Genomic DNA, 21,678 nt, shown 5'->3' with positions numbered 1-21,678 from the left:
TGCAGTTATATTTTCAAATCTCCAGCGCCAGTGTCAATGTGTGGCGCCCAGAAGGCCACACTTTCCGCGATTTGTGGGATGACTTCGCGGTCGTTTGGATCACGTTCCTTAAACGACAGCTCAAGGCAGATTTCATTGTCCACTGCGCCACCTTCGGCAAAGGCTTTCAGCAACGGTTCCGGCTGAATCCGGCCCTTGGCGTTGAAAGCAGCCGTGAAAGGACGATGACCGCCCTTATCCATCAGGCTCTGCTTGATGTGAATGATCGGCGAAACTTTTGGCACCGCACGCGCCCATGCATATGGATCAAAATCGTCGGGGTTTGATGAGGTGACATCGCCATGATCAATGTCGGCCATCATCCACATCGGGATTGCCATATTGGCGCTCGTCAACCGATCCTGAAGCTTGATGCTTTCAGCGATTGTATCGCCGAATTCACGACCGATGCTCATCGGCTCCCAGAAAACATAGTCAAGACCAGCACCGGCAGCATGCTCGGCAACTTCTGCCCAGCAGTCGATGGCGATCTTAATCAACTCTTCACGACGCTCAGGATTGTCAAAATCCTTATAGGTGAAAATCGCGAATTGCGTGCCGACCGACTTTCCGCCGAGATCGCCGATAATATCGGCAAATGTTTTGAACCAGTCGACATAATAGCGGCGCACATCTGCGTCTGGATGGCCGAAATGGTTGAGGCGGCCATAGGGGCCCGTCATGCCAGACGTTACGCGGACGCCAGTACGCTCTAATGCCTTATCCATGTCGCGCGTCAGGCGACGAATGGTCGACGCCTGCCAGCTTGGATTGATGAACTCGTGTGTTAGCTGCAGATCGCGCAGGCGCAGATCGCGTGCAACGGTTTCAATCAGATCATCCGGCTCTGCAAAGCGGTTGACGAGCGGATTGGTGTTAAGTGAAAGCGTTAAAGCCATACTATCCTCAAGCAACTACGTTTGCGTTGTCGAACCAAGCGATGAATGCGGCCCGTTCGGCTTCTGTCAAATGCAGATAATGCTTGGTGCGCCGATAGAGAATGTCGTTCGCTGTCTTCGCCCATTCTTTTGCAACGAGATAGCGAACTTCGGCTTCATAAAGATTACCCCCAAAATGCTGACCAAGCCCCACTAGATCAGTCGCACCCGCAACCACATCCTTTGTGCGCGCACCGTATAGGCGACCGTAATGCAGGGCCAGTTTGCGCTGCATCCACGGATAGCTGTCACGCAGACTGTTTGCAAAAGTCTCGAAATCAGCATTGGCGATTTCGCCACCTGGAAGTGGTGCATCATGAGTCCAATCACCACCCATTTTCGGGAAGATGTGCTTCAACCGATGCATGCCGCGCTCAGCCAGTTCGCGGAATGTAGTGATTTTTCCGCCAAATACGTTCAGCAGTGGTGCGTCATTGGTCTCATCAAGATCGAAAACATAGTCGCGCGTGACGGCGGATGGATTGCCTTTGCCGTCATCAAACAGTGGACGCACACCGGAGAAGCTGTGCAGCACATCTTCGCGACGCAGCTTTTCTTTGAAATAGCGATTCACTGCAGTGAGCAGGTAATCGATTTCTTTCTCATCTGCGCTGACATCTTCGGCGCGACCTTCATAAGCGATATCGGTGGTGCCGATCAGTGCCTTGTCGCCTTCATAGGGGTTTATGAAGATCACGCGCTTGTCGTGGTTCTGCACCAGATAGGCATTCGCACCGGCCCAGAATTTTGGCACGATGATATGGCTGCCCTTGACCAGACGCACATTGCGTGACGAGTTTGATCCAGCAACATTGGTGATAACGTCTGTAACCCATGGGCCTGCGCAATTGACGATACAACGCGCACGGAAGCTGCGCACTTCGCCGGTATCGCGGTTCTTGGTTTCAATGATCCAGCCACCTTTTTCGCGACGTGCCGATGTCACCGGCGTGCGAGTCAAAACGGTTGCACCCTTTTCAGCGGCACCAACAGCGTTCAGAATGACGAGGCGGGCATCATCCACCCAGCAATCTGAATATTCAAAACCCTTGGTGTATTGATCGAGTATCGGCGTGCCTTCCGGGTCGCGCTTCAAATCAAGCGTGCGAGTGCCGGGAAGTTTCTTGCGGCCACCAAGATGGTCGTAAAGAAACAGGCCAAGGCGCACAAGCCAAGCTGGACGATCCTGCGGGCTGTGTGGCAGCACAAAGCGCATCGGCCAGATTATGTGTGGCGCTGCATTGAGCAATACTTCACGCTCAATCAGCGCTTCGCGCACAAGACGAAATTCATAATATTCAAGATAGCGCAGGCCACCATGAACCAGCTTACCAGAGCGGGACGAAGTGCCTTCTGCAAGGTCGTCTTTTTCCGCCAGCACAACCTTGAGGCCGCGCCCGGCTGCATCGCGAGCGACGCCCGCGCCATTGATACCGCCGCCAATCACAAACAGATCGCAGGTTTCCGGTTCAGCCATCTCATGCTCCTTCGGATGCCGGAGTTCCGGCAAAATAATATGTTATTACAGCCGATCATCGAATTACCGGTCGGCAGCAAGTTTGTCCCAAATCGGGGTTAGAGCCAGTCGGGCGTCTTTATAGGCGCCAAACAGTTCTGCATAGCGTTGTGCCTGTGCAGCATCAGGCGCTTCGGCAGCACCGAGCAACGGTGCAACCCATTCCGCAATGCAATCTTCCATGTTGGAGTAAGCACCAATAGCAACCGCCGCCATCATTGCTGCCCCTGCCGCCCCTGCTTCTTCACGCGATGATACGCGCACAGGTGCGTTCACCGCCGCAGACAGCGTGCTGCGCAATGCGCGCGAGCGTGCAGCCCCACCTGTCAGGCGCAATTCGGCCGGCATATCGCCCATGGCGGCGTAGCAATCACGCGTCGCCATGCCGAGGCCTTCAACCACCGAACGCACGAGTTCTGGGAATCGGTCGCGACTTGAGAGCCCGATAAAGCCGGCCCGCGCAAAGGCATTGACGAAAGGTCCACGTTCTCCAGCTTCAGAAATATAAGGATGGTAAAGCAATGCGCCGGGGCGGCTTGCATTAAACCATTCATCAAGGCGCGGGATCAGATCACTCAGGGAGACGGGCTTGTCCGCTGTCGACATCAGGTCAGCTGCGATCTGCAATATCCAGTCGATATTGATCGTCGCGCCCATATTGGTCTGAACCTGCGTGACGATGCCGGGAACTGGCAGCGCGATAACGTAACCCGTACCTTCCGCATTCAGATTGATCTCGGAAACAGGCTTCGCACGCATATGCACGCCGGTTGATCCGATGGTCGAGCAACCTGCATCGGCGGTGCCGGAATAAACGCCAGCGCCGAGTGCGGTCATTACCATATCGACATAGCCGAGACTCACCGGAGTACCAGCCAAAAGACCAGTAGCAGCGGCTGCGTCGGGGGACAAAGGATGCTGCGTCAGAGTACCGTCTACGATTTCGGGCAGCAGATTGCGGCGCTTAATGAGGCCGAGTGCTTCAATAACCACATCATCATATTGACGATTGCGGAAATTGCCGAACGTGAAACTGGCTTCTGATGGGTCTGTGGCGCGGACGCCGGTGAGATTGAGATAGAGCCAGTCCTTACAATGCAGGGCGACTTCCGCATTATCGAGCAGTTCCGGGACGAAACTGTTCATATGCGCCATCTGTGTGCCTTGCTGGCAGGTGTTCAACCCGGTGCCGGTCGCTTCAAAGCGCGCACGGTTCATCGGTCCTGCTGCAAGTTTGGTAACAGTATTGGCAGCGCGTGCATCAAGCCATATCCAGGCTTCGCCGACAGGCTTGTTGTCGCGCCCAACCAGCCATGTGCCATCGCCCTGTCCGGTGACGGAAATAGCAGCGGTGCGGGTGCTTAGATTTGGAATTTTCTCTGCAAGACCGCGTAGAGCTTTGGCGCAATCGTCCCATGTCTGGGTGAGTGACTGCGTCACCGCGCCATGTTCGCCGGTTTCGTATTTGTTGCGGACCGCCGCCGAATCGAGTTGACGACCGTTCAGGTCGAATGCCACAGCCTTGACGACGGACGTGCCCGCGTCGATGCCGATGATTATATCACCTTGACCACGCATGACTGAATTACGCTTTCCCAATGTGGTCCTTGACGGACATTTGGATTTCCTCCCGCGACGAAATTTGTCGCTCGCTGCCCATTGTTTTAATCAAAAAAGGCTTTCGCGTATAGCCGAGATAACATAACGACGCGGGTCTGTCTGTAAAATTTTTGTGCATAAGCATTTTTTTTCACCAAAAGGTGATGGAGGCGAATTCTGCCGAAAAAAATCATGGTTCGGATGAGCTTAATGCAAGGTGATATAGGTGTCTTCTTGCGCTTGAAATCTTATAAATATCTGTTTTTAATGCTTAATTATTTTAGTTGCTTGCTGCGCTCCCCATTGCTTCTCTTTGTGAAGCATGGAGCAGCCGCGTCGGCCTTTATGCTTAAATCCGCCGGAGTTGCGTGTATTTTTGGCGTTCAAATGTGCAAAATGGAACACGTTTCAAAAAGTCCTGATTGACAGTTATATGTCTTTATAACATGATTATTGGAGTTGATAACATGCTGCTATCATAGATCATGAGAGCGGCATATTTGTTTGAAGGCTTACGCGGAGGGGCGGCGCCGGCAACATGCGGAGGATTTATGTTTCAGATTTCTGCTCCTGTTTGTTTTGCCCCTTTGGCTTCCCGATATTTCGCGATCGCTAAGGTTACGCATCATCCACGCAGTTATGAGGCTGCATAGGCCTAACCGCATCATCCGTTTCTATAACGACAATCCGGCAGAATTTGCTGAAGGCGTTTGATAATGAGTACACAAGCTAATCAAGTTACACCAAAGCCCGCCAAATCAAGTCGCGCTGTTCTCTGGAGCGTGATCGCTGCGGTCGTGGTTATCGGTGCAATTGGATTTGACACGAAGGTCGTAAAGATGGGTTCTGATGCCGATGTGCGTCAGCAGGTTTTTTCGCCTGACGCCTATGGTGCGGCAGAGTTTCCGAAGGTTAAGGCGAGCGTTGAAGAACGCGCAGCCGATGCCGTTGAAGTTGGTACAGCACTTGCTGCCGACAAAGACGCAGCCGGAAAGAAATACGGCGTTGGCAGCGTAAACCCGGTAATCCCTGTCAAGTTCACTGGTACGGTTGAAGAGCGCAAGTCCAACTACAATGTCATCAAAGTCGATGGTTTCCCTGAAGGTATGGCTATTCGCGTTCAGACTGGCCCGGCAGTGAATGGTACTGATCTGCGCGATGCGACGGGAACAATCGAATTCGGTCAGTTTAAGAACCAGATCGAATTCCAGAATGCTGGTTCTGCTCTTAATAATGAGATGAAGAAGCAGGTTCTTGAAGGCGTAGATGTCGATAATCTCGTCGGCAAGACAGTGACCGTTACGGGCGTTTTCAAGCTTGTTAATCCTAAGAACTGGTTGGTTACGCCGGTGGGGTTTGAAGTAAAATGACCGTTCAAACCAAAGTTGAAGGCAAGCACGGCGAAGTCGTTCTTTCTGCACACGATGTTGCCAAGGCTTATGGGCGTATCAACGCGCTTAAGGGCGTGAACTTTGAAATCCGTCGCGGTCAGGTAACCACGCTTTTTGGCGAAAATGGTGCTGGCAAGTCGACGCTGATGAAGGTTCTTTCGGGTGTTATTCAGCCGACATCAGGCACGATCATTCTTGATGGTGAACCGGTTGTGTTCAACTCGTCTTCGGAAGCGCGTGATCGTGGTATTTCGATCATCCATCAGGAATTAAGCCTCGCGCCGAATATGAACGTTCGCGACAACATCTTCATGGGACGCGAAATTCGCGGTGCGTCGGGCGTGAACTTCGCCGAAGAAGAGCGCCTGACACGCGAATTGCTAGCTGAGCTTGAAGAAGACATTGATCCGCTGACGCCTGTTGAAGAACTTCGCCTTGGTCAGCAGCAGGTGGTCGAAATCGCACGTGCGCTTTCGGTCAATTCGCGCATTCTGATCATGGATGAGCCAACATCTGCGTTGAGTGCTTCCGAAGTTGAAGTGCTGTTCAAGGTCATTCGTGATCTGACGGCGCGTGGCGTTGCCATCGTTTACATCTCGCATCATCTCGAAGAAGCCTTGCAGATCACCGATCATGCGGTTGTGCTGCGGGACGGTGCAATGACTGCTTACGCCCCACGCGCGGACATTGATCTTGAATGGATCGTTCGCAACATGGTGGGCGAAAACTTCGATCTTGGTTCGCCTCCCACCGGATACGAATGGGGCGATGTAGCGCTTTCCGTTGAAGGTCTGACCGTTCAGGATAAGTCGGGCGATTTCGCACTTGTCGATAATATGTCGCTCAATGTGCGTGCTGGTGAGATCGTTTGTATCTACGGTTTGATGGGCGCTGGTCGTACCGAGCTACTGGAAAGCGTTGCAGGCCGTTTGAAAGCAAGTTCGGGCAGCATTTTGCTTAACGGCCAGGACGTTGCGGGTCTGACGATTGCGCAGCGCATTGATCAGGGTCTGGTTCTGGTGCCGGAAGATCGCCAGCGTGATGGTCTCGTACAAACGATGACAGTTGGTCGTAACCTGTCGCTCGCCAGCATTGGTGAAATGACGAAAGGCCTTTTCACCTCGAAAAAGCGTGAAAAGAACATCGTCGATCAGTCGATCAAGAACGTTCACATCAAGACGGATGGTGGCGAAGCGGCCATCGGTTCGCTTTCCGGCGGCAATCAGCAGAAGGTCGTGATCGGCAAGATGCTGGCGACTGAGCCGAAGGTTATCCTGCTGGATGAGCCAAGCCGCGGTATCGATATTGGTGCGAAGGCCGAAGTGTTCAAGCTTCTGGCCGAGAAAGCCAAAGACGGGTTGGCCGTTGTCTACACCACATCTGAAGTCGGCGAGTGCCTCAGCATCGCTCATCGTATCATTGTTATGCACCGTGGACGTATCTCAGCCGAATTCGGCTCTGATGTCTCCAAGGAAAAGATCATGGCCGCCTCGGGCGAGTCCATGGTCGGCCATTAGAGCGCGTTTCGATCTGATTGGATCAGATCGGCGCTCTAAGCTTTTGTCTAAACGCGTATCTGTCCGAAAACCGTTTCACACTTTTCGGGATGCGCTCTAAAATAGTTATGGAGCACTGATAGAATGTCAGTCACGACTACAAAAGAAAAAGCGGCCCCGAGTGGGGCGAAGCGGAAAACCAGCATCGTGCATTTGCTGCTCGAAGGCCGTGCGTTTTTTGCGCTGATCGCGATTATCGCGGCCTTTTCATTCCTTTCGCCTTATTATTTCACCGTCAATAATTTCCTGATCATGTCATCGCATGTGGCCATTTTTGGCCTGCTTGCGATTGGTATGCTGCTGGTTATTTTGAATGGTGGTATCGATCTTTCGGTCGGTTCTACACTGGGACTTGCAGGCGTTGTGGCTGGCTTTTTGATGCAGGGCGTCAATATTCCAGAACTGGGCGTGATCCTGTATTTCCCGGTCTGGGCAGTCGTCATCATCACCTGTGCGCTCGGTGCATTTGTTGGTGCCATCAACGGCGTTCTGATTGCTTATCTGCGCGTTCCTGCCTTCGTGGCAACGCTTGGCGTACTTTATTGCGCACGCGGTGTAGCGCTTCTGATGACTAATGGTCTGACCTACAACAATCTTGGCGGTCGTCCTGAACTCGGCAATACCGGATTTGACTGGCTGGGCTTTAACACGCTTTTTGGCGTGCCGATTGGCGTTCTTGTACTGGCCGTTCTGGCGATTATCGTCGCAGTCGTGCTTAACCGCACAGCCTTTGGCCGCTGGCTTTATGCCTCGGGTGGCAATGAACGTGCAGCGGAACTCTCCGGCGTTCCAGTCAAGCGCGTACAAATTTCGGTTTATGTGATTTCGGGAATCTGTGCCGCAATCGCTGGCCTGGTTTTGTCGTCGCAGCTGACCTCTGCTGGTCCAACTGCAGGTACGACTTACGAGCTGACGGCAATCGCTGCAGTGGTCATTGGTGGCGCAGCGCTGACGGGTGGTCGCGGTACAATTCTCGGAACGCTTTTGGGCGCTTTCGTGATTGGCTTCCTCTCCGATGGCCTCGTGATCATCGGCGTATCGTCATACTGGCAGACCGTATTTACCGGCGCGGTTATTGTGCTCGCGGTTCTGCTCAACAGCATTCAATATTCCCGACGTTAAACACCACTAAGGCTCCGCTCACCGTTCCGGGCGGAGCCGGTTCTTCGGGGGTAGCGAAAACTTTCCAAGACGGCGATTACGGAAAAGTCTCGCCCACTGGAATGGAAACGCCGGGAAACCGGTACAACTCAGTGATAATTTTTACGGGAGTGAGACATGTTTAAGAAGGGTATGCGCGTTCTTTTTGCTGCTGCAGCAGCATTGCCGCTTATCGCCAGCACCGCATGGGCTGAAGGTCTGATCTCAATCGTGGTCAACGATCCTTCGAACCCATATTGGTACACTGAAGGCGAAATCGCCAAGAAAACCGCTGAAGGCCTCGGCTATTCGGCTGTTGTTGGCGGCCACAAGGGCGACACCAACACCGAAAGCAACCTGATCGACACCGCGATCACCAACAAGTCGGTTGCGATCATTCTTGATCCTGCAAATGCTGACGGTTCTGTTGGTGCAGTTAAGCGCGCTGTCGCAGCTGGCATTCCAGTGTTCCTCGTGAATGCTGAAATCAACCAGGAAGGCCTTGCCAAGGCACAGCTCGTTTCCAACAACGCACAGGGCGCAGCACTTGGTGCAACGCAGTGGGTTGAGAGCGTTGGTGACAAGGGCAAATATGTTGAGCTGTTCGGTTCGCCATCAGACAATAATGCGGCCACCCGTTCGAACGGCTACGAAACCGTACTTTCGCAGTACCCAGACCTCGTAAAGGCTGGTCAGGACGTTGCGAACTGGAACCGTACACAGGGTCACGACAAGATGCAGGCTTTGCTTCAGGCAAACCCAGACATCATCGGCGTTATCTCGGGTAACGACGAAATGGCTCTCGGTGCTATCGCTGCTCTGAAAAAGGCCGGCAAGCTTGATCAGGTTAAGGTTGGCGGTTTCGACGGTTCGCCAGATGCAGTTGCTGCAATCAAGGCCGGTGAACTTCAGTACACCGTTCTTCAGCCCGTAGCGATTTTCTCGGAAGCTGCTGTTAAGCAGGCTGACAACTTCATCAAGACAGGCAAGACCGGCGTTGACCAGGAAAAGCAGCTTTTCGATTGCTTCCTGATCACTAAGGACAATGTTGACAAGTACACTGCTCCATTCGTTCTGGAACAGTAAGACGTGACAAAATGGGGCGCGGTTTAGTCTGCGCCCCGTTTATATTTTTAGTACCGAGGCTATGAATCGGGACCGGCCAATAGGACATTGGCGGGCTGGGGACGAGTGATAGGCATGGTTACAAGCATGAAAGCAAGCATAGACAACCTTCTGACAGAGCAGGTGCCCAACGATAGCAGGCACGCACGTCAGCTGGTTCGCCGCCAGCAAATTGCTGAACTGATTATGTCCGAAGGATCCGTTCGAATCGAAGATCTGACCGAGCGTTTCGCAATCAGCCTTATGACCGCGCATCGCGACGTGGATGAACTGGTTAGCCGCGGCCTGTTTCGCAAGTCGCGCGGCATTGTTTCCGCAGCACCCACAAGCCTTATCGAAGCGAGCGACCTCTATCGCGTTGCGCGCCAGTCTGAAGAAAAGAAACTGATCGCTGAAGCCGCGATGCAATTCGTAGAGCCGGGTCAGGCCATTTTTCTCGACGACTCCACAACCGTTCTCCAGATGGTGCCATATTTGTCTGAAAAAGGCCCACTGACGGTCATTACCAATTCGCTGATCCTGATGAACGAAGTGCGGGACATTAAGGACGTCACGCTCCTTGGTCTTGGTGGCCAGTTTTACAATTGGTGCAACGCTTTTGTTGGCGGCATGACGATCCATGAAATCCGTCGTCTGCGCGCTGATGTGGTGTTCATCTCGATCGCTGCCATTACCGACGATCTTCTGTTTCATCAATCGCCGGAAATGGTCGAGACCAAGCGTGCGATGTTGGAGAGTTCAGCAAAACGCGTGCTGCTGACCGATCACACCAAGTTCGAGCGCCGTGCCTTGCATAATTTCGGAGCGCTCAAGGATTTCGACGTGGTGATTGTCGATAGCAAGACTTCGTTCGAACATGTTGAACGCATGCAGGCACAGGGCATCAATGTGGTCATTGCTGGCTCGAGTGGAACGAAAGAATAGCCGCAAGGCTCACGAATTTAGCGCATACATATCAGGAAATACCATCTATGCCGTCTTTGTTAGGAATCGATAGCGGACTGACCGTTACCAAGGCCGTTATTTTTGACGTTGATGGCACAACGCTTGCCGTTGCACGCCGCCGTGTACCGCAATATTTTCCAAAGCCACGCCATGTTGAGCGCGACATGGATGAGTTCTGGAATGCGACAGCCGATGCAATTGCAGAAGCCATTGCCAAAAGCGGACGCCCGGCATCAGATATTCTCGCGATTGCCACCACTGCGCATGGTGACGGCATTTATATGCTTGACCAAGATGCGCGTCCACTTGGAAAAGGCATCCTGTCGCTTGATAGCCGTGCTGTAGATGTTGCCGAACGCTGGCTAGGTAGCGCGGTTGCAGATCAGTCGATTGCGATTACCGGCCAGCTGCCACACGCATCTGCGCCTTCTGCTATTCTGGCCTGGGTCAAAGAAAATGAGCCGGACCGTTATAATCGCATTGGTCATGCGATTGCTTGTAAGGATTGGTTGCGCTTTTGTCTGACCGGCGAAGTTGGCACTGACCGCACTGAAGCTTCGACCTCGTTCACTGATTGCAAAACACAGGATTATTCCAAAGACGCGCTCAAGCTTTTTGGCCTTGAAGCGCTCTGGGACGCACTGCCGCCTATGTCGCGCTCCGACGAAATCGTCGGTGGCGTTTCGCAAGAATGCGCCAGTCGTACAGGGCTTGTTGCGGGAACGCCGGTTGTTGGCGGTCTGCATGATGTGACAGCTTCGGCACTCGGTGTGGGTGGTCTTAAGGTTGGCACGGTTGCGGTTGTGGCCGGCACCTATTCGATCAATGAAACGCTGTCGTCTGAGCCTCGTGTCGATAAGAGCTGGTTCTGCCGCAATGGCATTGCAGCGGGCGAGTGGAATAATATGTCCATCTCGCCTGCTTCCACCGCGAATTACGACTGGTTCCTCGATAAGCTTTGTCCGGCGGAACGCCGTGAAGCGGAAGAAACTGGCCGCTCGATCCATGATATGCTGCGCCCGGAAATCGACGCCGCGCTGGCCAAGCCTTCGACAGCGTTGTTCCATCCTTATCTGTTTGGCTCGCCTTATGGTGCAATGGCAAGCGGTGCGTTTTTCGGTCTGCGTGGTTGGCAGGAACGTGGTGATATGCTGCGTGCTGTCTGGGAAGGCATTGCCTTCAACCACCGTATCCATGTTGATCATTTGAAAGATGGCTTTGAAATTTCTGCTGCTCGCCTGACGGGCGGTGTTTCGCGCAGCCCATCCTTTGCACAGATGTTTGCGAATGTGCTGGGTATGCCGGTCACGGTCACCGATACGGATGAAGCCGCAGCATGGGGTGCCGCACTTTGTGCAGGCAAGGGCGCAGGCGTTTTCGCTGATGTTTACAGCGATCCGCGCGATCTGGATGCGATTGGCCGGACCTATATCCCGGATGCGGCGCGCAGCGAACAATATGAAAAGCGTTATACGCTGTTCAAGGAAATAGCATCAGCAATGGGGCCGATCTGGTCCAAGATTGATGCCTTAACTGATTGAAATACAGCGAAGACAGTGAAATGAACGATTTCGTAAGCAGTGCCGAAATGAAAACCCGCATAAGCAAGCTCGAAGCGAATGGCGTTGATGTGCTCATTCTGGGGGCTGGCATCAATGGTGCGGGCCTTTATCGTGATCTGAGTGAACAGGGCGTGAGCTGTTTCATCGTTGATAAGGGCGATTTTGGCTCCGGCACCAGTGCTGCCCCGTCACGTCTTATTCATGGAGGTCTCAAATATCTCGAAACTGGTGAATTTGGTCTTGTGGCGCAATCAACCGTTGAGCGTAATATCCTGCTGAAAAACGCGCCGCATAATGTTCGCCCGCTACCGACTTTTATTCCGGTTTTCTCATGGACAAAGGGTATTACTGCAGCCCTTCGGACACTGTTTGGTTCAACGACTGCCCCGCGCAGTCGTGGGGCTGTGCTGATCAAGATTGGTCTTGGTCTTTACGATTATTTTGGCGCACGTGAGCGCGTCATGCCAAAGCACAATTTTCTCTTCAAGAAGAAAGCCTTGAAGGAAATGCCATACATGACGCCGTCTATTGTGGGTGGTGGCATCTATTATGACGCGTGGGTCAGCAAGCCAGAACGTCTGGTTTATGAACTTGTTAGCGATGGCCTGAAAGCCAATCCCAATAGTGCGGCAGCCAATTTCACGTCGATTGTTGCGGCCAGCGATGGTGCCGTGCGCTTTAAAGGACCAGACGGCTCAACTTTCACCGTTAAGCCGAAGATCGTTATCAATGCGGCTGGTCCGTGGATTGATCATGTCAATGCGGCGCTTGGTAAAGAAACCAAGATGATTGGTGGCACCAAGGGGTCGCATATTTTGATCGATCATCCTGAACTGGTTGAAGGCCTTAAAGGCCGGATGATCTATTTCGAGGCCGATGATGGTCGTATTTGCCTTGTCTATGATTATCATGGTCTTGCGCTGGTTGGTTCGACGGATATTCCGGCGAACAATCCTGATGAGGTCTTCGCCGAAGACAAGGAAATCGATTATTTCATCGAGAGCCTGCGTTCGCTGCTGCCGAAGCTGAAATTCGATCGCAGCCAGATCGTTTATACCTATAGCGGTATTCGTCCGCTACCGGCATCGAATGCGTCTGAACCGGGGCTGATCAGCCGAGATCATTCTGCACCGGTGATCGAGCCGGATGCATGGCGCCCGTTCCCAATCATTTCGCTGGTTGGCGGGAAGTGGACGACCTTTCGTGGTTTCGCGGAAGAAGTGGCAGATACGGTACTCAAGCGCCTTGGTCGCGAGCGTGTGAAAACAACCCGTAATCTAACCATCGGCGGCGGCAAGGATTACCCGGCTGATGACCGGGCACGCGCCGCATGGGTGGCGAAACACGCCAAGGAAACCGGGCTTGCAGTCGAACGTGTCGAGACACTTTTGCAGCGTTATGGCACCACCGCTTTGCCGATCATTCAGGATGAGGCAAAGGTTGGCGTTACACTTCTGCCTGATACAGACAGCATCAGCCGTGCAGAAATTGCGTGGATTGCGCGTAATGAGCTGGTTGTGCATCTCTCGGACGTGGTCCTGCGACGCACGACACTGGCAATTGACGGTGCGTTGTCGAATGCTAATTTGGCCGCAATTGCTGATATTCTCAGCGTTGAGTTTGGCTGGGATGCTACGCGCAAGGCGCAGGAGCTGGAGCTTGTTATTGCTGAGCTTTCAAAACGCCACGGCATGACGCTAGGCGAGCAGCCCGCGAAACGTCGCTGATTTAGAATTTAAAAAAACCGGGCCATCGCCCGGTTTTTTTTAGATATTTATTGATCGAACGTCATAGGGTGACAAGTAAATCGTCTCGCCGTTTGGAACAGTCACAGTCTGTTCACGCGGGGTGATGTTAACCAGCCAGATGGTTTGGTCTTCCACGGCCATTGCCAGAACGTCCGATGGGCGCGAGGACTGGCATTGTTTCCAGTTTTTACCCGCCAAATCAGCCAGCACTTTCACGGTGTTAAACAATGACCGCTTATGACCCGCAGCCGTCGGCTCGCCTTCACCGGCAATAAGACCGAATGGACCGGTAAGTGCTGAAAGTGTGAGGCTGTCGAGACCAGCATCGAGAACCGAAATCGCATAGGCAAAAGCGAAGCTTTCCGCGAATTTTCCGTTATGGCGCGGATCGCGATTGGCCATTGCAATACGCTTGCCATTCGGGTTTTCCATCGTGCGACTGCCATAAGGGTTCTGGCGCATGGGGATGGTCGATGGTCCGATGCGATAGGGCTTGTCGCCATAAATCGCACGCACCGAACGCGTGATGAACGGCAATGCTTCAAGCGTCTGCATGACGCTAAGGTCGTCGGCGGCATGAACAATCGGATTGGTACAGTGGCTGACGAAATTAATGAGATCACCGGGAACGCGTTTGCGATTGAGCTCGGTGAAATAGCTCAGCATCCCGCCGCCGAGTTGCACGTTCGGGAAGGCTACTCTTGCTGCTGCATAGACATCTTCAAGCGGCGGGCAGCGCGGCCATTCGCTCCCCGGCGGTGTTGATTGTCTGTCGATTGCCGGTGAAATCATGATTGCATCCGGTGTAAAACCAGCAGCTTTCATGTCGGAGGCGATGGCCTTCGTCTCATCAATGAGCGATTGCTCGCAAGGCAATGCAATTTCGAGTGAAACGCGACCTTTGTGATGCTTTGTAAGTGCTGCAAAATCGGCAAATGCTAAGCCATCATGACCCGCCAGCGGATCGTAATGAAATAACAGATCCTGCGGACCAATCTCCTGCAACAGATCAGTTGCGGTGAGGCTTGCTTTGGCTTCTTCCGGCGTAATGATAATGCCAATATTGGGCATTGTACCGCTTGCGTCACCGAGCGTAATGCGCACGGGTTCAATGCTATCTGCTGTGCGCGGAGCATTCTTCCTGCTGTCGCGAATGTTGAGCACAATGCGCTGATGCAAAGGTTGCGATGCTTCTATCTGGTAAGGCCATGGCAGGGCCAGCGGACGCACATAGGTTTTGTAAGACGCATCAGACCAGTTGCGCTGGTCTTCCATCTCGAATGTATCGCCCTCCATGCGGCACTCGGCGAAAACACCGGGCATTGCTTCGTGGGTAATTGCGCGCATGTCCTTAAACGGCTGCCATGGCTCAATCAGATCAGGCAAATGGGTTTTGATGCGCTTGCCATCAATATGTTCAACAGTGACAGGTGAACCGGAAACGCCAACAATCGGATGCAGAATGCAGAAACCACAGCGGTTTGTTTCAAAACCGGTTGCGGTGTTGGCCTCGGCGTCAAAAGTCAGTGTGCCATTGCTATCAGCCTCAATACGCACATCGATAGTGAGTTGCGTTGCATCCGGGCCTTCGCAGCGTGCCTGATAGCTAACGCTAAAACCGTGGTCATTTTGCTCGACATTCAGATCGTGAATTGTAGGGTTGTAGGTTCCCCAATCCCGATCACGCACCAGATAGGAGACAGCGCGCAGAACTTCGATGCCATCATATTTAATGGTGCGAAGATTGCCTTCGCTTAGATCGACCGAAAGCAAGCCAGCCTTGAGGTGTTTTGGCGGAGTTTCAGCCTCACGCGTGCCATAAAGCAAAAAGGGATCAACTCTGCTCATTTGAGCAACGCCGTAATATCAACGCGGTTGCCGCTTGCAGCGCTGTCATAGGCCGCTTCGACAAGCGCGAAAGTCTTGAGATTGTCTGCACCTGATGTCGAGGTTTCCTCGCCCGATGCGAGCTTGTCCACCCAATGCTGCTGAATGGCAAAAACGCTTTCCTGAATATTGTGCCATGGGCGTGATGCCCATGAAAGCAACGCCGGCGAAACGTCGGAAACTGTCGTGCCAGCGGACGTAATCACTTCAAGGCGATAGCCCTGATAAAGGCGGATAGAGCCTTCCGTTCCATCAAGTTCAATCAGCGTTTCTGGGAATGGATCGGTTTCGAGCTTGGTTGCATAGCTCACGTCGACAATCGAGGTCGCACCATTTTCATGATCCATGAGAATGGTCGCTACATCTTCGCCTTTGATCTTCGGGTTAACGCGTTTGGTGCGTGCGACGAGGCTTGTGACATCGCCAAGGATAAAGCGCGCAATATCAAGCGTGTGGATGCCGAGATCCTCAATGATGAAGCGTTCACCTTCTGCCAGATATGGCTGGCCGGAGAATACATCAAAGCCTGAGCGGAACGAGAAACGTCCCCAGAATGGTGTGCCGATGACGCCGCTGTCGAGCGCTTTGCGAACGGCCTGAATAGGCGTTTGCCAGCGGAAGTTTTCGTGTACCATCAGCGGAATGCCTGCGTCATCGCAGACTTTCACCATGGCCTTGGCGTCATCAAGTGTTTTGGCAAATGGCTTCTGGCAGATTGCAGGCACCTTATGAGCGGCAGCAAGTTCCACCAGAGCGCGATGACTTGATACCGTGGTGGCAATATCGACGAAGTCGATACCGCCATCGGCGAATAGCGCGTTTGCATCCGTGTAGCGGCGTTCGATGCCGAACTGATCGCCGACAATCTTCAGCCGCTCAGGATCACGGTCACAGATTGCCACGATCTTGGCACCCGAAACGTCATTCCATGCATGCATCTGATTGATTGCGAAGAAACCACACCCGATGAGAGCGCCATTCAAGTCTGCCATTTTTATCCTGCTTTTGCCATTTGCATGAGTGTTACGCGCTGCTGAAGGCGGCGCTGTGCCTGATCGACCACCACGGCAATGATGATGACAAGCCCCTTGATGACCATCTGCCAGAAGGACGAAACGCCCATCATGACAAGACCGTCGGAGAGAATACCGATAACGAAGGCACCAATGATCGTGCCGCCGATTGTGCCGCGTCCACCCGACATCGAAGTGCCGCCGAGGACGGCTGCCGCAATGGCGTTCAGTTCAAAAGAATTACCCGTTGCCGGATGCGAAGCCATCAGTTCGGATGAAATGATAAGACCAGCAATCGCCGCGCAGAAGCCCGAAAACATGTAAACGAACATCTTGACGCGATCAACGCGGATACCCGACATACGTGCTGCGCGCTCATTGCCGCCAACGGCGAAAATCTGTCGGCCAAGTGGGGTGTAACGCGCGATATACGCTGCTGCGAGTGCGACAACGACCAGAATCCAAATTGAGACCGGCAGACCGAGAATGCTGCCCGCGCCCAGGAAACCGAAGCCCTGTGTGCCGAGGTCTTCACGACCGACGAGGTTCGGGAAGGTTTGGCCGTCCGAAGAGAGCAGCGCTAGACCGCGCGCGACATAAAGCGTTCCGAGTGTTGCGATAAACGGCGCAACATTAAGCCGCGTTATGAGCAACCCGTTGACGAAGCCTACGGCTACACCCACGGCAAGCGTGATCAGCGAGATTTCGATCACGTTGAAATACATCGTATAGCCGATGCCAAGATCGATGCCGTAGATAAGCAATCCGCCAGCGACCATGCCGCAAAGACCCACGATGGAACCAACCGACAAGTCGATGCCGCCCGTGATAATGACGAAGGTCATGCCCATGGCGAGGAATGCATTCAGCGCAACGTGTTTCGACATCAAAATGAGGTTCGCTGCCGAAAGAAAGTTTGGTGCTGCGAATGCGAAGAAAATAAATACCGCAAAAAGTGCGATGAAGGTTCGCAGTTTCATAAGCGTCAGCAAAGCTGAGCCGCTCGAAAAGGTTGGGTCAGAGGCTGCCGTGGTTTTGGCTGTCATGACGCGAGTTCCCTTGTTTGTTGGTCATGGTCGTTGACATGTCCGTGGCCCTTGGCCGAAGCGGCAATAATGTCGGCTTCCGTCGCGTTTTCGCGGTCAAATATGGCAATCAGCTTCCCATTGCTGAGCACCGCGATGCGATCGGAGAGCGCCATGACTTCTTCCAGATCAGAGGTTGAAAACAGAATAGCGAGCCCTTCACCGGCAAGTCTGCGCATGGTGCGGAAAACGTCGGCTTTTGCGCCGACATCAATTCCGCGCGATGGCTCATCCATTAGCAGGACTTTTGGATTGGTCATCAGAGCTTTGCCGATAACCACCTTTTGCTGGTTGCCGCCTGACATCGAAGTGACCTCAAAATCAGGGTTGGGCGCTTTGATTGCCAGATCTTTGATGGCTTCCTGAATGGCCTGCTTTTCACGCTTGGGTGAGATGTGAAAAAAGCGTGCAAGACGATCAAGGCTTGCCAATGTCAGATTGCTGGCAATCGACAAGATTTGCACCAGACCCTCGCGCTGCCGATCTTCGGGGATCAGCGCCAGCCCGCGACGAATGCGGCGGGTGGTGTCGCGCTCGGTGATCTTTTTACCGTCGATATAAATCTCGCCGGTGGAATGCGCGTGCTGCCCCATAATGCATTCAAAGAACTCGGAGCGTCCAGCACCCATCAAGCCGTAAATTCCTAGAACTTCGCCTGCACGAACGCTGAGCGATACATTGTCTACAGCAAGACCGCCAATGGCGCGAGGCAGGGTGATGTTTTCGGCGCGGAACATTTCGCCGCCCATTTTATGCGTGACAGCCTTGGCGAAATCCTTGGCATCAGAGCCAATCATCGAACGCACAATCCATTGCGTGTTGATGTTTTTGATTTCTTCTTGGCCGGTAATCTGGCCATCACGAAGCACTGTGATGTAATCGCCAATCCGCATCAGTTCTTCCAAGCGATGCGAGATATAGACGATGGCGACGCCACGACTTTTGAGGTCTGCGATAACCTTAAAAAGAATATCCACTTCAGCCGCTGAAAGTGCTGATGTTGGCTCATCCATAATCACAATGCGCGCGTCAAGTGAAACGGCTTTGGCAATTTCGACGAGCTGCTGCTGACCAATCGGCAAGTCTGCAACCATGGTTCGCGCATCAATGCCCGCATCCAGACGGTCGAGATATTCATTGGCCTTTTTGATCTGCGCCTTGTGATCAATCCCGCGTAGGCCTCGCGTAATTTCACGCTTGGCAAAGATGTTTTCTGCAACCGACATGTTTGAAAACAGGTTCAGTTCCTGAAAAATCATCGCAATGCCACGCTTTTGCGCGTCAGCAGGGCTATCGAAGGATACTTCTTCGCCGTCGAGAATGATCTTGCCAATGGTTGGACGTTCAACGCCGGCGATGATCTTCATCAATGTCGATTTGCCAGCGCCATTTTCGCCGACAAGCACATTGACCGAGCCACGGCGCAATTCGAGATTGGCGCGCTTGACCGCGACAATGCCCGAATAGACCTTGGATACGTCCTCAAGTCTGAGGACGATGTCGTCCTTGTTTTTTGCTTCTGCTTCCATGGATCATTTCTCCAGAGAAATAGAAACAGGGGTGAAGAGCGGCAATTGACCCTTGGATGGCATTGGGAAAGCGCCAGTTGCGGTCACTTTCATACCGATCAGGTCTTCACGTGGGAGCTTTGTGAGAATGGAGTCATTGACGAGAATGTTGAATGACTTGCCGAATTGCGCCCATTCGATCTGGTTGCGGAACTCGTTAAAGTTTACGATTTTGAGGGCGTCGCGGATTGCAGTGCCCCGCACTGTCGGCCCGATCTGAACGCGCGCATCAGCCTTGCCGTCGCCATTGCTATCGACATCGACATAGGCAGCGCGCGATTTGGTTTCCGCGCCAACCACAGTGCCTTCAAGCTTGGTTGCGAAGGTCCATGGCGCGTTGCCTTGCTTCTCGCGATGGCCGTACTTTTCGCCAGCCTCATCGAGATTAGTGTTTGCAGCATCCATCACTTCGCCGAGCGATATGGATTTTTCTGCGAAATAAGGAACGACTTTGCTTTCCCAGATTTGCGCAACCGCGCGATCCGGGTTGAAGTTATCGCCGCGTGCTTCTGCGGCTTCTTCTGCTGTTGGCGTCTTGATGATTTTGCAGCCCGAAAGCGCGACGCCGCAGGCCAGCAGGACAATGGAAGCTGACTTCAGCACTGACATGAGAATATCCCCGATAGAAGAAATACTGTCGGGAGCGCTCACTTTGAAATTTGCGCTCCCGACTTTGCAAGCCTTGGGAGTTAGTCCTTCAATGCGAAGGTTTCGAGCTTGTCTGCATTGTCAGCGTTGATAAGAACGCAATCCATCAGCTGCTTTTCTTCAGCAGGGCCTTTGCCGGTCTTGATGTACTGGTCTGCCTGTTCGACAGCCATCTGTGCCTGTGCGAAGGCTGGTTGAAGGACGGTTGCCTTGATGCCGCCTGCCTTGATCGAGTCACGAACATCGTTCGAACCGTCAAAACCAACAACGATCACGTCTTTGCGGCCAGCAGCTTCCAGCGCTGCCCATGCACCCATTGCCATGGTGTCGTTACCAGCGATAACGCCCTTGATGTCCGGGTTTGCCTGCAAAATACTCTGCATCTTGGTGAAGGCTTCTGGCTGGCTCCAGTTGGCAGACTGTTGCGCAACCATTTTCAGATCAGGATAATCATCGATCACATCGTGATAGCCCTTGGAGCGGATGCCAGCATTCAGATCAGCTTCGCGGCCGAGCAGTTCGACATAATTGCCAGCTTCGCCCATCAGCTTGACGAATTCCTCTGCACCGAGCTGCGCACCCTGATAGTTGTTGGAAACAATCTGCGACACTGCAACGCCGGTGGCATTGATTTCACGGTCGATCAGGAAGGATGGAATACCAGCGTCTTTTGCCTTCTGAACGGCAGCGATAGAGGCTTCCGAACCGGCATTGTCGAGAATGATGGCTTTTGCGCCACGACCAATGGCCGTATCGACGAGCTGTGACTGCTTGTTGGCATCATCATCATGCACGAGGATCAGTGTTTCGTAGCCAAGTTCCTTGGCTTTTGCTTCAGCGCCGACGGCTTCAGCTTTAAAGAATGGATTGTCATGCGATGGCGTGATGATCGCGATAAGGTCTGCTGCCCATGCTGGCATGACCGCTCCGCCTGCCAAGCTGGCCGAAAGAGCTGCGATCGCAAATCCGCGCGCAATTGTCCTACGTGTAAACTTCATGTTTTCCTCCCAATTAAAGCCCCATTTCCCAAGAGGCAGTGAAGGGAGAGCTTGCGCTCTCCCCGATAGATATTACGTGATGCGACGAATGCTTTCTGCAATCTCTTCTGGCTCGAACACGTTCTTCCAATCGTCGCGCATCAGCGCTGGAATACCGAATTCGATTGCCTTGTTGCATGCATCCGAGAACACGCCCTGAACTTCGCCAAAAATGACGGCGCCCAGAACATTCATGTGACCGAGCAGGAAGTCGCGTGCGGCTTCTTCAGGAACGCCGCGACGAACGGTTTCGTCCATGGCCTGCTTCATGACAACCAGAAGCGACGCGCAAACAGTTTCCGAAAGACCTGGCTCGAGAATTGCGAGCTGCTCAACAGTAACGCGGTGCGAGCGCATGACAGGAGCCCAGATGACCTTGGCAATTTCTTCGCCGAGTGCATAAGCTTCTTCAGGACCCTGCATTAGCGCCGAAACGATGTGCTGCTTTGCTGCAATACCGCCGAAGAAATCGCGCTTTGCAGCAGGATCGGTTTCATCGTTGAAGATTGGCGGATGGCAAGGATGCGTGACGAAGTATGTCAGGTCGGCGCGTTCTGGCAGGTGACCGGCAAATGGTGCTGCTGCATCGAGTGCAACAACCATGGTGCCTGGCTTCAGCTTGTCAACGATGCCTGCTGCAACCTTACCGATGATGGTATCTGGAACAGCCAGAATAACGACTTCTGCGCCTTCAAGGCCTGCATCAACATCGACTGTATCGATGCCGAGATCGTCCTTCAGACGTGCTTTACCGACTTCGCTGACTTCAATGTGGCGAACGTCAAAGCGCGAACCCTTGAGGTTCTTGGCCAGACGGTAGCCCATCTTGCCACCGGCGCCGAACAGAGCAATAGCTGTCATGATTGTAATTCCTTCCCGTA

General features: G+C 53.2%; 17 protein-coding genes. 7 read left to right on the top strand and 10 right to left on the bottom strand.

Going from position 1 to position 21,678, the window contains the following annotated elements:
- Window positions 1–5 precede the first annotated feature (5 nt).
- The 3 genes from U2P60_RS00480 to U2P60_RS00470 form a co-directional block, all read right to left on the bottom strand.
- Window positions 6–938, bottom strand: coding sequence for a TIM barrel protein (locus tag U2P60_RS00480; protein WP_413570789.1), 933 nt, complete (start codon window positions 936–938; stop codon window positions 6–8).
- A 7-nt stretch (window positions 939–945) separates the two neighbouring features.
- Entirely contained in the window at window positions 946–2,454 is a 1,509-nt protein-coding gene (locus U2P60_RS00475) for a glycerol-3-phosphate dehydrogenase (protein WP_413570788.1), read from the bottom strand.
- A 63-nt stretch (window positions 2,455–2,517) separates the two neighbouring features.
- A complete protein-coding gene (locus tag U2P60_RS00470; RefSeq protein ID WP_413570787.1) occupies window positions 2,518–4,071 on the bottom strand; it encodes an FGGY-family carbohydrate kinase in 1,554 nt (517 codons plus the stop codon).
- A 737-nt stretch (window positions 4,072–4,808) separates the two neighbouring features.
- Between U2P60_RS00470 and U2P60_RS00465 the strand changes: the two genes are divergently transcribed.
- The 7 genes from U2P60_RS00465 (at window position 4,809) to U2P60_RS00435 (ending at window position 13,538) form a co-directional block, all read left to right on the top strand.
- The gene (locus U2P60_RS00465) at window positions 4,809–5,462 is read left to right on the top strand and encodes a DUF2291 family protein (RefSeq protein ID WP_413570786.1); all 654 of its coding nucleotides are present in this window, start codon (window positions 4,809–4,811) and stop codon (window positions 5,460–5,462) included.
- The gene (locus U2P60_RS00460; RefSeq protein WP_413570785.1) at window positions 5,459–7,000 is read left to right on the top strand and encodes a sugar ABC transporter ATP-binding protein; all 1,542 of its coding nucleotides are present in this window, start codon (window positions 5,459–5,461) and stop codon (window positions 6,998–7,000) included. The genes U2P60_RS00465 and U2P60_RS00460 overlap by 4 nt, the downstream gene beginning before the upstream one ends.
- A gap of 123 nt (window positions 7,001–7,123) precedes the next feature.
- Window positions 7,124–8,161 (top strand): ABC transporter permease, encoded by a 1,038-nt coding sequence (locus U2P60_RS00455; protein WP_413570784.1) that lies wholly within the window; start codon window positions 7,124–7,126, stop codon window positions 8,159–8,161.
- A gap of 156 nt (window positions 8,162–8,317) precedes the next feature.
- A complete protein-coding gene (locus tag U2P60_RS00450; RefSeq protein WP_187547096.1) occupies window positions 8,318–9,265 on the top strand; it encodes a D-ribose ABC transporter substrate-binding protein in 948 nt (315 codons plus the stop codon).
- 114 nt (window positions 9,266–9,379) lie between these two features.
- Window positions 9,380–10,228, top strand: coding sequence for a DeoR/GlpR family DNA-binding transcription regulator (locus U2P60_RS00445; RefSeq protein ID WP_413570783.1), 849 nt, complete (start codon window positions 9,380–9,382; stop codon window positions 10,226–10,228).
- Window positions 10,229–10,275: 47 nt separating this feature from the next.
- Window positions 10,276–11,790, top strand: coding sequence for an FGGY-family carbohydrate kinase (locus U2P60_RS00440; protein ID WP_413570782.1), 1,515 nt, complete (start codon window positions 10,276–10,278; stop codon window positions 11,788–11,790).
- A gap of 20 nt (window positions 11,791–11,810) precedes the next feature.
- Window positions 11,811–13,538 (top strand): glycerol-3-phosphate dehydrogenase/oxidase, encoded by a 1,728-nt coding sequence (locus tag U2P60_RS00435; RefSeq protein ID WP_413570781.1) that lies wholly within the window; start codon window positions 11,811–11,813, stop codon window positions 13,536–13,538.
- A gap of 39 nt (window positions 13,539–13,577) precedes the next feature.
- Here U2P60_RS00435 and U2P60_RS00430 read toward each other — a convergent pair whose 3' ends face one another.
- The 7 genes from U2P60_RS00430 to U2P60_RS00400 all read right to left on the bottom strand — a co-directional run bounded on the left by U2P60_RS00430 (window position 13,578) and on the right by U2P60_RS00400 (window position 21,658).
- Window positions 13,578–15,407 carry a hypothetical protein gene (locus U2P60_RS00430; protein ID WP_413570780.1) on the bottom strand — a complete coding sequence of 610 codons (1,830 nt, stop codon included), beginning with the start codon at window positions 15,405–15,407 and terminating at the stop codon, window positions 13,578–13,580.
- Window positions 15,404–16,438 carry a Gfo/Idh/MocA family protein gene (locus U2P60_RS00425; protein WP_413570779.1) on the bottom strand — a complete coding sequence of 345 codons (1,035 nt, stop codon included), beginning with the start codon at window positions 16,436–16,438 and terminating at the stop codon, window positions 15,404–15,406. Before U2P60_RS00425 ends, U2P60_RS00430 begins: the two co-directional genes overlap by 4 nt.
- 2 nt (window positions 16,439–16,440) lie before the next feature.
- Window positions 16,441–17,505, bottom strand: coding sequence for an ABC transporter permease (locus tag U2P60_RS00420; RefSeq protein ID WP_413570778.1), 1,065 nt, complete (start codon window positions 17,503–17,505; stop codon window positions 16,441–16,443).
- Entirely contained in the window at window positions 17,502–19,073 is a 1,572-nt protein-coding gene (locus U2P60_RS00415) for a sugar ABC transporter ATP-binding protein (RefSeq protein ID WP_413570777.1), read from the bottom strand. Before U2P60_RS00415 ends, U2P60_RS00420 begins: the two co-directional genes overlap by 4 nt.
- Before the next feature lie 3 nt (window positions 19,074–19,076).
- Window positions 19,077–19,721, bottom strand: a complete 645-nt coding sequence (locus tag U2P60_RS00410; protein WP_413570776.1) for a DUF2291 family protein — start codon at window positions 19,719–19,721, stop codon at window positions 19,077–19,079.
- Between the two features lie 80 nt (window positions 19,722–19,801).
- Window positions 19,802–20,758, bottom strand: coding sequence for a D-ribose ABC transporter substrate-binding protein (locus U2P60_RS00405; RefSeq protein WP_310011242.1), 957 nt, complete (start codon window positions 20,756–20,758; stop codon window positions 19,802–19,804).
- Between the two features lie 72 nt (window positions 20,759–20,830).
- A complete protein-coding gene (locus U2P60_RS00400) occupies window positions 20,831–21,658 on the bottom strand; it encodes a phosphogluconate dehydrogenase C-terminal domain-containing protein (protein WP_413570775.1) in 828 nt (275 codons plus the stop codon).
- Window positions 21,659–21,678 lie beyond the last annotated feature (20 nt).

Origin of the sequence: Brucella sp. H1_1004 (assembly GCF_047308065.1) — a bacterium.
Taxonomy (GTDB): Bacteria; Pseudomonadota; Alphaproteobacteria; order Rhizobiales; family Rhizobiaceae; genus Brucella; species Brucella pseudogrignonensis_B.
This window is presented reverse-complemented; position numbering and strand designations above follow the sequence as displayed.

Bases quoted from the DNA above. Each gene is read 5' to 3' on its own strand.
- U2P60_RS00445 (WP_413570783.1), top strand. From the start codon at position 9,380: ATGGTTACAAGCATGAAAGCAAGCATAGACAACCTTCTGACAGAGCAG.
- U2P60_RS00410 (WP_413570776.1), bottom strand. From the start codon at position 19,721: ATGTCAGTGCTGAAGTCAGCTTCCATTGTCCTGCTGGCCTGCGGCGTC.
- U2P60_RS00415 (WP_413570777.1), bottom strand. From the start codon at position 19,073: ATGGAAGCAGAAGCAAAAAACAAGGACGACATCGTCCTCAGACTTGAG.
- U2P60_RS00405 (WP_310011242.1), bottom strand. From the start codon at position 20,758: ATGAAGTTTACACGTAGGACAATTGCGCGCGGATTTGCGATCGCAGCT.
- U2P60_RS00430 (WP_413570780.1), bottom strand. From the start codon at position 15,407: ATGAGCAGAGTTGATCCCTTTTTGCTTTATGGCACGCGTGAGGCTGAA.
- U2P60_RS00450 (WP_187547096.1), top strand. From the start codon at position 8,318: ATGTTTAAGAAGGGTATGCGCGTTCTTTTTGCTGCTGCAGCAGCATTG.
- U2P60_RS00435 (WP_413570781.1), top strand. From the start codon at position 11,811: ATGAACGATTTCGTAAGCAGTGCCGAAATGAAAACCCGCATAAGCAAG.
- U2P60_RS00470 (WP_413570787.1), bottom strand. From the start codon at position 4,071: ATGCGTGGTCAAGGTGATATAATCATCGGCATCGACGCGGGCACGTCC.
- U2P60_RS00420 (WP_413570778.1), bottom strand. From the start codon at position 17,505: ATGACAGCCAAAACCACGGCAGCCTCTGACCCAACCTTTTCGAGCGGC.
- U2P60_RS00475 (WP_413570788.1), bottom strand. From the start codon at position 2,454: ATGGCTGAACCGGAAACCTGCGATCTGTTTGTGATTGGCGGCGGTATC.
- U2P60_RS00480 (WP_413570789.1), bottom strand. From the start codon at position 938: ATGGCTTTAACGCTTTCACTTAACACCAATCCGCTCGTCAACCGCTTT.
- U2P60_RS00465 (WP_413570786.1), top strand. From the start codon at position 4,809: ATGAGTACACAAGCTAATCAAGTTACACCAAAGCCCGCCAAATCAAGT.
- U2P60_RS00455 (WP_413570784.1), top strand. From the start codon at position 7,124: ATGTCAGTCACGACTACAAAAGAAAAAGCGGCCCCGAGTGGGGCGAAG.
- U2P60_RS00460 (WP_413570785.1), top strand. From the start codon at position 5,459: ATGACCGTTCAAACCAAAGTTGAAGGCAAGCACGGCGAAGTCGTTCTT.
- U2P60_RS00400 (WP_413570775.1), bottom strand. From the start codon at position 21,658: ATGACAGCTATTGCTCTGTTCGGCGCCGGTGGCAAGATGGGCTACCGT.
- U2P60_RS00440 (WP_413570782.1), top strand. From the start codon at position 10,276: ATGCCGTCTTTGTTAGGAATCGATAGCGGACTGACCGTTACCAAGGCC.
- U2P60_RS00425 (WP_413570779.1), bottom strand. From the start codon at position 16,438: ATGGCAGACTTGAATGGCGCTCTCATCGGGTGTGGTTTCTTCGCAATC.